Genomic DNA, 10,668 nt, shown 5'->3' on the forward strand with positions numbered 1-10,668 from the left:
TTGTTTACCAAATTGAGTATAATATGTACGATATTAATAGCAATTCTCCCATATACAGTATACTTTCTTCATAAGAAAATTATGGAGTATGGTGCACAGCCGTGGCAAAAGAATAAGCAAAAAAGGAAATCTGAATAAATTTCAGATTTCCTTTAATAATCAACGAAGCGTTAATGAGATTCCCTCTATTGATGCTTGTCTCACTTTATCCCGCATTAACGAAAAGTAATCCACCCACCGCAAACTTCAAATGAAAGCGGAGAAGATAGGTGGTGAATAACTGTCCGTAAAGGCCCGATTGATGCGGGCCTTTACGGACAAGTGGGGATGAAGAAAACTCCCGACTGATAGAAGTTTCACTTTATACAAGCCCTAACCAATGTACCAATTGCGATGTGAGGAATGTAACAACAATGGCGATTACGGTAGGGATTGCAAACGATAGAAATGTCCATTTGGGACTTTTTGTTTCTTTATATATGTTAACTAATGTTGTTCCGCATGGGAAATGAAGAAGAGAGAACAACATTGTATTTAACGCAGTTAACCAAGTCCAGCCATGTTCTAAGAACAAGTTTTTAATTTGGTTTAAATCATCTAGTTCGGTTAAAGCACCAGTTGATAAATAAGACATTAATAAAATTGGAATGACAATTTCATTAGCTGGTAAACCAAGGATGAATGCAGCTAGAATAAATCCGTCAAGACCGAGTGATTTAGCGAATGGATCTAAGAAATTCACAAAATACATAAGTAGGCTTGTGTCACCAACATAAATATTTGCTAATACCCAAGTTAGCATAGCGGCCGGTGCAGCTACGATAACCGCGCGTTTTAAAACATATAATGACTTATCAAGTGTGGAACGTACAATTGTATTCCAAATTTTCGGCTTACGGTATGGTGGTAACTCTAACGTATAGTGAGTTGGGACGCCTTTTAAAGCGGTTTTTGATAATACCCAAGATACAGTTAATGTTACAATAACCCCAATTATAACCATTCCGACTACAATACCTGCCGTAACAAGTGTTTGCATACTGCCGGTATATCCAGCGGCCATGAATAATGATGCCATTAATATTAATGTAGGCCAACGTCCATTACATGGAACGAAGTTATTTGTTAAAATCGCTAACATACGCTCGCGTGGTGATTCGATAATACGTGTTGACATAATGGCAGCAGCGTTACAACCAAACCCCATTGCCATTGTTAATGATTGTTTTCCGTGAGCGCCAGAACGTTTGAATAAACGATCCATGTTAAAAGCAACACGCGGTAAGTATCCGTAATTTTCCAGTAAAGCAAACATAGGGAAGAAAATAGCCATAGGTGGTAACATAACACTAATTACAGCTCCAGTACCACGGAATAAGCCGAGAATTAAGATGCCATGTACCCAAGTCGGTGCATTCATCGCTTGAAACCAAGCGGTTAAATGACCTTCTGCCCACCCGAAAAATTCAGCAATCATATCAGATGGCACGTTAGCTCCTGCAATTGTAAGATAAAAAATAATAGATAAAATTCCGAGCATAATTGGGAATCCGAATATAGGAGAAGTGAAAATTTTATCTAGCCTCTCTGAACGGTATAACTTATCAGTATTCGTGTATTGAACAGCTTCTTTACATATACTTGCGGAAGTTCGATAAATATCACCTACAATATCATCTCGTATATCATCTTTTGTAAGTGTTTGTGCATGTTGAACAATATAATCTAATGGAAGAGCCTTACTGGCTGAGTGAGATTTCATTTATTACGACCTCCCTTATCAGTGGCTCTTTATGATGTTTTTGAAGTGTAGCTAGAAAGTTTTTATCTCCATCTAGTATTCGTAGTGCGACCCAGCGTGCAGGGTATGTATCACCGAATACTTTATAAATTTGAGGTTCTAATTCCTGAATCATATTTTCAATTTGTTCATTATAAGTAATTTGAACAGGTGTAGGAATTAATTTTTTGCTAGCCACTTTAGCGATTACATTTAGCAAATGTCCGATTCCAACGCGGTTTCGAGCTGAAATTTTGACTACAGGTACACCCAGTGATTTTGCTAATTTCTTTTCATCAATGACGATTCCTTTTTTTTCTGCTTCATCGATTAAGTTAATACACACTATAACGTCGTTAGTCATTTCCATCACTTGTAATGCTAAATTTAAATTTCTTTCCATTGCAGTTGCATCTACAACTACTACTGTTACCTCAGGTTTTTCAAAAATAATATAATCCCGTGCAACTTCCTCATCTGCAGAGTTTGAATATAGGGAGTATGTTCCAGGTAAATCAATTACGGTATATACACTTCCGTTATGTTCATATTCACCTTCTGCTTTTAATACAGTTTTGCCAGTCCAGTTTCCGGTATGTTGTTTTAATCCTGTTAATGTATTAAACAATGTGCTCTTTCCGGTATTTGGGTTTCCTGCTAGCGCAATGCGATGGTTTTTCATACTAAATCATCTCCTATTAATCTCCCGAAAATAAGGGAACTTTCTTCACTACGCAGTGCAATGGTCGTATTGCTCACTTGATAAGCGATTGGATCTCCGAGCGGGCTTCTTTGCAATACTTTAATAGTAGCTCCGGGAATAAAGCCTAAATCTAATAAACGACGTTTCATAGTTCCTTCTAATTGTATCTTCTCGATTTGTACAAACTGCCCTGTTTGGAAATTTGAAAGGGGTTTGATATTAGCCGATACCATAAAAGTTACCTCTTCTCTATATTTTTAGTGTTGGTTTAAAAAGTTTGCCGAGGGAAACTTTTTGTTACTAATATAGTAGACTACATGAAATGATGTTGTCAATTGGTACTTTAAAAATATTCAATTATTTTTAGAATTGTTCCAATTTATTGTGTTGTACAGAAAAATATTACTGAAATTATGTGGGATACATGTGGAGTGAACGCTATAAAGTTCAAAAAATAAAGAGATTTGTAAATGTATTTTTAATATAAGTAGGGAAACCAATAATTTTATTTACAATACATTTACATTATTAAAAGTAAATTTACAATACGGGCAATTTTGTGTGGATTCTTTTGGTTTTTCTTATAAAAAGAGTTGGGATATATGGGTTTTTAGACTTATGACCTCTATTTACTTAAAATTAAAAATCGCTTAACACTAACACAATATTATTGTCCTACAATGAATTTGTGTTCGAAAGAAGTAGATGAATGTGAAAAAGCGATAATCCAAATGGGGGTACAAGACATGGTTATGAAAAAAGGTATTAAATTTTCGTTAGCGGCATTAGTGGTTGCTGGTGCTTTAGTTGGATGCGGCAAATCAGAAAGCACAGATAGCAAAGAAACTGCTAAAGGTAGTAACGATGCAAAACAAGAATTGTCGGGTACAATTGCGGCAGCTGGTTCTACAGCTCTTCAACCGCTTGCTGAAGAAGCGGGTAAAAAATTCATGGAAAAGAATTCGAAAGTTTCTATTCAAGTTCAAGGTGGCGGTAGTGGAACAGGGATTAACCAAGTAGCTTCTGGGGCGGTTCAAATCGGTAACTCTGATGTTCCAGCTGCAGATAAAATAAAAGATCCAGAAAAAGCGAAGGAATTAGTAGATAACAAAGTGGCAGGTATTGCATTTGCACTTGTTGTAAATAAAGATGTGAAGGTTGATAACTTAACTGTGAAACAAGTACAAGATATCTTTTCTGGAAAAGTTACAAACTGGAAAGAGCTAGGCGGTAAAGATGAGAAAATTAATGTGATAAACCGTCCAGCATCTTCTGGTACACGTGCTACATTTGAAAAAACAGTTATGAAAGATGCGAAGATTAACGATGGAACAGGTACAACACAAGATTCTAACGGTGCGGTAGAACAAGCAATTAACTCTACTCCTGGTTCTATTAGTTATCTTGCAATGTCTTATATGGTAGGCGATAAAAAAGGTGCATTACAAACTGTGAAAATTGATGGTGCAGAGCCAAAAGTTGAAAATATTTCTGCGGGCAAATATCCATTCTGGTCTTATGAGTACATGGTAACAAAAGGGGAAGCGAAAGAAGCTACAAAAGCTTATATCGATTATGTAAAAGGTAAAGACTTCGAAAAACAAGTTGAAGATATGGGTTATATTCCAATGTCTAAACTGAATAAGTAAACATTTAACGGGCTGGCTGCGAGGCCAGCCTTGTTCATTTCAATCTATGAAGTGGGGTTGTGTCCTGTGATGAAGGGGAAAAAACAAATTAATTATGTAAAAAGTGAATATATCGGAAGAACGCTTGTTACGTTTTGCGGTATATTTATTGTTCTTGTTACATTAGCAATTATTGCATTTATTTGCGGGAAAGGAATTCAATCTTTTACACAAAGTGGTATTTCATTTTCTGAGGTATTGACGTCAACAAAATGGAATCCGAATGCTGATCAGGGATCGTTTGGTGCTGTTATCTTTATTGTTGGTTCAATGCTTGTTTCATTAGGTGCGGTCGTTATTAGTGCGCCAATCGCGCTTGCTCTTGCGATATTTATGAACTTAATTTCACCAAAGTTTGGGAATAAGGTATTAAAGCCTGTTTTAGAATTATTAGTTGGAATTCCTTCAGTAGTATATGGTTTATTAGGGGTTACCATTTTAGTTCCGCTTTTACGTGATTCATTCGGTGGTGTTGGTTTTAGTTTAATTGCCGGTATTATTGTGCTCAGTATTATGATTTTACCTACTATTGCTAGTATTGCTTCCGATGCAATACGTTCGGTTCCCTTTGATTATTTGGAAGCCTCTTATGGTTTAGGTTCGACAAAATGGCAAGCGATTAGCCGTGTTATTGTTCCGGCTGCAAAAAAAGGTATTTTAACAGGGGTCGTTCTAGGATTAGCTCGTGCTTTCGGCGAAGCGTTAGCGGTTCAAATGGTAATAGGGAATACTGTTAAATTGCCTGAAGGGATATATAGTCCAACGGCAACGTTGACAGGTATTCTAACAATGGATATGACGAATACGTTAAATGGAACTGCCTGGAATAACGCTTTATGGACATTGGCAATGATATTACTTGTTATTTCATTCCTGTTTATTTTAGTAATACGAGCAATTGGCCAAAGAGGTGAACGATAGCGATGAACGCAAGAAAAGTAAATAATATTTGGACGGGTATTTTATATGCAGTTGCAGCGTTTGTAGTAGCTTTACTTGTTTTCTTAGTATACGAAATTTTGCAAAAGGGTTGGGGTTTTTGGGATCCAAGTTTCTTGTTCGGAGAACCAAGCAATACAAGAGCTGGAGGTGGAATTGGTCCGCAGTTATTCAACTCTTTCTATATGCTTGTTATTACCTTAGTCATTTCAATTCCGCTTGGATTAGGAGCAGGGATTTATCTTGCGGAATATGCGAAACAAGGACGCTTTTTAGGATTTGTTCGTTTATGTATTGAAACGATGGCATCACTACCTTCTATTGTTGTTGGGTTATTTGGTTTATTAGTGTTTGTTACAATGACTGGTTGGGGCTATACGGTAATGGGAGGAGCACTTGCTTTAACGATTTTAAATTTACCGGGTCTAACGCGTGTTTGTGAAAGTGCGATTACGGAAGTTCCGTCTAATGTAAAAGAAGCGAGTCTTGGGCTTGGTGCAACAAAATGGCAAACGATTGTGCGAATTATTATCCCCACAGCATTGCCGCAAATTATTACGGGGATTATTTTAGCTGCGGGTCGTATATTTGGTGAGGCGGCGGCGTTAATTTATACAGCGGGATTAACATCACCGATTTTAAATTCTGCAGCCGATTTTTCAAGTCCTGCACACCCGTTGAATCCATTTCGACCAGCTGAAACATTAGCAGTTCATATTTGGAAATTGAACTCTGAAGGGATTATTCCAGATGCGAAGTTAATTGCGACAAAATCAGCAGCAGTCTTAATTATTATGGTATTACTCTTTAATATTATTGCCCGTTTTACTGCATCTGTACTTCATAAACGTTTTACGGGAGCTAAGAAATCTCGTAAAACAACGAAAGCCAAAGCGGCTTAAACGCTTGTACCCTAAATGGATAAGAAGCTCTCTGTTTATAAAAAAACAGGGAGCTTTTTTGTGTGAAGTGAATCCGGTAATCTCGGTTATAGCAGGAGTATGAAGATAAAATATTGTATATATACCTGTGTATGTAAATGCTGGAATGGAGATGGAGAGGAAGTTTTTCATGTTTTTTCTACAAATGTCAGGCTTACCGGGTTCGGGAAAATCACCACTTTCTAGACGTATAGCGAAAAATACAGGTGCAATTGTGATTGATCATGATATTGTGAAAACGGCCTTACTAGAGTCGTTGGAAATTCGTCAAATTGAAACAACGGCCGCTGGTGGAATTTCGTATGAAATCGAATGGGCGCTAATAGATTTTCATTTATCCATGGGGCATAGTGTAATATTGGATAGCCCGTGTCTCTATATAGAAATGGTGGAAAAGGGGACGATTTTGTCTAGGGAACATCGTGTGAAATACAAATATATTGAATGCTATCTTAATAATATAGAAGAAATTAATAATAGGCTAAAGACACGAGAACGAATGATAAGTCAAATTGAGAAAGTGGAATCTGAAGAAGTGTTTAAAGAAGGGTTAGATGGTAGTAAACGACCATCTGATTTTACATATCTTATTGTAGATTCTGGGAAGCCTTTAGCGGATTATATTGATGAAGTGATGACGTATATGAATGAGTAGTCGTGAAATTATAATTGTATATTATAGTAGAAAAAACGTTATCTTCAAAACAGAAGATAACGTTTTTTGGTGTTAAGCTTTTGGTGTATCTATAGAAGAGACTACTTTTCTGCGTGAGCGTCGTTTTTTACCGAATTTATCTAACAGTTCATACATAACAGGGACGACAACTAGTGTGAGCACAGTTGAAACTGCTAAACCACCGATTACAACAACCGCTAAACTTTTAGATACCATACTGCCGGCTTGTGATTGGCTGAATAATAATGGTAACATCGCTACTATTGTTGTAATGGCTGTCATAATAATTGGTCGTAGCCTTGTAGAGCCTGCTTCTAGTAAAGCTTCCCGTGTCGTCATGCCGTGTTCTCTATTTTGTTGAACACGTTCTATTAATACAATGGCATTGGTGACTACGATACCAATTAACATCAATGCACCGATTAGTGCATTTAAATCGACTGGTGTTCTTGAAATGATTAATCCTAAAATACCGCCAACAGCAGCTAGTGGTAAAGAGAATAAAATCGCAAATGGGGCGCGTGCTTGCCCGAAAGTAATGACCATAATTAAATAAACAATCCCGATGGCGATACCCATGATTTTGAATAAATTTGTAAAGTCTTCTTGCATTGATTCAGTTGCACCAGCAATTTTAACTTTCGCACCGTTTGGTAGGTCTAATTCTGAAATAGCTTTGTTCACTTCAGTGTTTACTTTACTTAAATCTTCATTTGTTGCTTCGGCAGTTATTTGAATGGTTTCTTTTCCATCTTTATGGAAAATCTCTGTTTGTAATCGTTTTTCTGAAATGGTTGCAATATCTTTTAAAGGAATTGATCCTGCTATAGGTGATAAGATGTTTGTGTTAAGAATATCTTCCTTGTTACTTATCTTTCCTTGTTTATGTTCGAGCATAATGGTTGTTTTCTCATCATCAATTGTCAGTTGCCCGATTGGTGATTTATTCATAAGGAATGAAACTGGTTGGCCTGCTGTTTCCGGAGTTAATCCAACTTGTTCCGCTTTCTTTTGATCAATATCGATTTGCCATTCCTTTTTTGATTCTTCTCGATTTGTTTTTACTTTAGAAAGACTGTCTATACTTTTTAGTTTTGTTTCAACGACATCAGCAGCTTTTTTTAAATTCGTCTCATTGTTTGCTGTCACGTTAAATTGCAAGCTGTTTCCTCCGCCGGAATTAGAATAGCTTGCCTTTGTATAATCGAATTCGGCTGGTTTAAAGTCTGCATGCTCTTTTTTTAGTTTTTTGATATATTGATCGATATCTGTTCCTTTTTTGAAGACTACAGCAATAGATGCAAGGTTATTTTTAGTTGTAAATCCAAACTGTGCATCTTCAGCACTGGAACCCATTCGTAAAATAACATCTTTTACATCGCTGTTAGAAAGTAATTTTTTTTCAAAATCAAAGGCTGTTTGCTTTCTAGATTCAAAATCGTAATTTGCTGGGAATGTCATCTGAATTGAAAGCATCGTATCGTCTTCTGATTTGATATTTGCTTTTGGAAGTAATATATAAGCAGCAATTGATCCGGCAAATAATAAGAAAGAAGAAAATAAAATAATAAACTTATGTGAAAGGGCCCACTTTAAAGTAGCTGTATACTTTCTTGAAGGTTTCGGTGTACGCTGCCTTGTTTTTCTCAGTAATAAAAATGCCATAAGTGGAACAACGGTTAAGGCCACCACTAGTGAAGAAAGTATAGAGTATACAACGGCCAATACCATAGGTAACATTAGCTTGCCGATTGTACCTGATACAAGACCGATAGGTAAAAAGACAGCGACTGTTGTTAAAGTAGAAGAGGTAATCGCAACAGCTACCTCTTTTGTGGCGTCTAGAATGATGTCTTTTGAAAAATGTTCTTTTTGTAAGCGCCGGAAGATATTTTCAATGACAACAATACTATCGTCAACAAGTCGACCAACCGCTACTGCTAAGCCCCCGAGAGTTAAAATGTTTAATGTAACATTAGATTGATCAAGTAAAAATAGTGTTAGTAAAATGGATAACGGAATACTAACGACAGCGATAAGGGTTGTTCGAACGCTGCGTAAAAAGATTAAAATAATAAATGTCGCAGCAATTGCTCCTAAAATGACTTCTTTCCCCATGCTCATAACTGCATTTTCAACTTGTTCGTGAGTAGAGGATATTAATTTAATTGTATAAGTATCTTTATATTCTTTGCTTATAGTTTTTATTTTTTTATCAATTTCTTTTCCGATTGCAACTGCATTTTTGCTAGGTTCTTTCATAATAACTAATCCAGTTCCCTCTTCGCCATTCACATGTGAAACGGTATCAAAATGTTGTTTTATTTTTACTTGAGCTATATCTTGTAATTTGATTTGAGGGGTAAGTGACATGTTTTTTATTTCATCTACATTTTTGACATTTCCAATGACGCGTAGGCTGTGGTCTTCGTTATTGACAGTAACTTGACCAACTGGAGTGGAAGTTTCTTTTCCTTGTAAGGCGGCTAATACTTGCTGTGGTGTTACGTTTTTATTTTTCATTTCATTTGGGTCTAAGAGGATAGATAACTCGGATGTTGATTTACCGTAATACATGACGTTAGCAACGCCGTCGATATTTTCAAGTTGCGGGATGATTTCTTCTTCAATCTGTTTTTCGTCTGCTTTTGTAAAACCATTCTGTTTTTGAACGGTAATTTGTGCAAGTGGAATCATAGAGGTATTAAGTTGGCTAACGACGGGTTTTGTAATTTCTTTTGGGAAATTTACGTTGCTGGTAATTTTTTCGACCTCGCGTGTAGCATCCTTCATATTAGCTTTAGATGTATACGCGATATCGATACGAGATAAACCTTCATAAGTAGAAGAAGTTATTGTATCGACGTGTTCCAAATTTCGAAACTTTTTTTCGAGCGGTTCGGTTACTTCTTTTGTCAATGTTTCAGCATCTAGCCCTTGAGACATTGTAGTGACAGTTATTGCGGGATTATCGACGCTGGGTAGAAACTCCATCGGTAATTTGGAGCCGGAATAAATGCCGAGCACAGAAATGAGAAAAACCATGATGATGATAGCGGCTCGATTTTTTAATGAGAATTTTGTTAACCTATCCATAAAAATGATTCCTCCGTTTAAGTTGTTTTTTAGCCTACTTCGTTACTATATAACAAAATCTGGATATCTTTCATTAATTAAATGTAAAAAAATTCTAAATTTATTCTTAAGTAGCGAGTGAATAGGGTTTTGTAAGGAAGAGCTAGAGAGTTGGTTGGGTATTTTAGCCTTTTAAAATTCTGTTGAAGTCAGGAGGAAGAAAATCCATTTAATATGAAATAAAGAGGCGAAATCATTAAGTGGAAAACTTTTTTAGTTTTTAAAAAAAAAAACTTGTGATTTAAAAATAAGGATGGTATAGTAATAAACGTCGCTGATGCGGAACACGCAGAAAGTGAAAAAAAGAAATTAAAAAACTTAGTTGACATCGAAAAATGAAGATGCTAACATAAGGAAGTCGCCAATCGGCGATGGACAAGTTCTTTGAAAACTGAACGAAACAAACAACGTGAAACGTCAATTTTTATTTTAGATGCTAGACAAACTAACTTTATTGGAGAGTTTGATCCTGGCTCAGGATGAACGCTGGCGGCGTGCCTAATACATGCAAGTCGAGCGAATGAATTAAGAGCTTGCTCTTATGAAGTTAGCGGCGGACGGGTGAGTAACACGTGGGTAACCTGCCCATAAGACTGGGATAACTCCGGGAAACCGGGGCTAATACCGGATAACATTTTGCACCGCATGGTGCGAAATTCAAAGGCGGCTTCGGCTGTCACTTATGGATGGACCCGCGTCGCATTAGCTAGTTGGTGAGGTAACGGCTCACCAAGGCAACGATGCGTAGCCGACCTGAGAGGGTGATCGGCCACACTGGGACTGAGACACGGCCCAGACTCCTACGG

The 10,668-nt window shown here is 36.9% G+C and carries 8 protein-coding genes and 1 rRNA gene; 5 read left to right on the top strand and 4 right to left on the bottom strand.

Annotation, left to right across the window (positions count from 1 at the left end):
- Positions 1-361: 361 nt before the first annotated feature.
- The 3 genes from JDS96_RS03950 to JDS96_RS03960 are packed head-to-tail and all read right to left on the bottom strand — an operon-like array spanning position 362 to position 2,716.
- Positions 362-1,762, bottom strand: coding sequence for a nucleoside recognition domain-containing protein (locus JDS96_RS03950; protein ID WP_033795890.1), 1,401 nt, complete (start codon positions 1,760-1,762; stop codon positions 362-364).
- Entirely contained in the window at positions 1,740-2,462 is a 723-nt protein-coding gene (locus JDS96_RS03955; RefSeq protein ID WP_018765527.1) for a FeoB small GTPase domain-containing protein, read from the bottom strand. The genes JDS96_RS03950 and JDS96_RS03955 overlap by 23 nt, the downstream gene beginning before the upstream one ends.
- The gene (locus JDS96_RS03960; protein WP_003195253.1) at positions 2,459-2,716 is read right to left on the bottom strand and encodes a FeoA family protein; all 258 of its coding nucleotides are present in this window, start codon (positions 2,714-2,716) and stop codon (positions 2,459-2,461) included. Before JDS96_RS03960 ends, JDS96_RS03955 begins: the two co-directional genes overlap by 4 nt.
- Before the next feature lie 513 nt (positions 2,717-3,229).
- On the opposite strand from JDS96_RS03960, the gene JDS96_RS03965 reads away from it, so the two are divergent.
- The 4 genes from JDS96_RS03965 (at position 3,230) to JDS96_RS03980 (ending at position 6,706) form a co-directional block, all read left to right on the top strand.
- Positions 3,230-4,132 carry a phosphate ABC transporter substrate-binding protein PstS family protein gene (locus tag JDS96_RS03965; protein WP_033795892.1) on the top strand — a complete coding sequence of 301 codons (903 nt, stop codon included), beginning with the start codon at positions 3,230-3,232 and terminating at the stop codon, positions 4,130-4,132.
- A gap of 69 nt (positions 4,133-4,201) precedes the next feature.
- The gene (gene pstC, locus JDS96_RS03970; protein WP_026008547.1) at positions 4,202-5,092 is read left to right on the top strand and encodes a phosphate ABC transporter permease subunit PstC; all 891 of its coding nucleotides are present in this window, start codon (positions 4,202-4,204) and stop codon (positions 5,090-5,092) included.
- A 2-nt stretch (positions 5,093-5,094) separates the two neighbouring features.
- Positions 5,095-6,012, top strand: a complete 918-nt coding sequence (pstA, locus tag JDS96_RS03975) for a phosphate ABC transporter permease PstA (protein WP_003195248.1) — start codon at positions 5,095-5,097, stop codon at positions 6,010-6,012.
- 169 nt (positions 6,013-6,181) lie between these two features.
- Positions 6,182-6,706: a P-loop nucleotide/nucleoside kinase family protein gene (locus JDS96_RS03980; protein WP_033797556.1), complete on the top strand. Its 525-nt coding sequence runs from the start codon at positions 6,182-6,184 to the stop codon at positions 6,704-6,706.
- A gap of 72 nt (positions 6,707-6,778) precedes the next feature.
- On the opposite strand, the gene JDS96_RS03985 is transcribed toward JDS96_RS03980, so the two are convergent.
- Positions 6,779-9,823: an efflux RND transporter permease subunit gene (locus JDS96_RS03985; RefSeq protein ID WP_199666128.1), complete on the bottom strand. Its 3,045-nt coding sequence runs from the start codon at positions 9,821-9,823 to the stop codon at positions 6,779-6,781.
- 490 nt (positions 9,824-10,313) lie between these two features.
- Between JDS96_RS03985 and JDS96_RS03990 the strand changes: the two genes are divergently transcribed.
- Positions 10,314-10,668: ribosomal RNA gene (locus tag JDS96_RS03990) — 16S ribosomal RNA — on the top strand; the annotation flags it as partial.

Origin of the sequence: Bacillus cereus group sp. N21 (genome assembly GCF_016483395.1) — a bacterium.
Taxonomy (GTDB): domain Bacteria; phylum Bacillota; class Bacilli; order Bacillales; family Bacillaceae_G; genus Bacillus_A; species Bacillus_A pseudomycoides.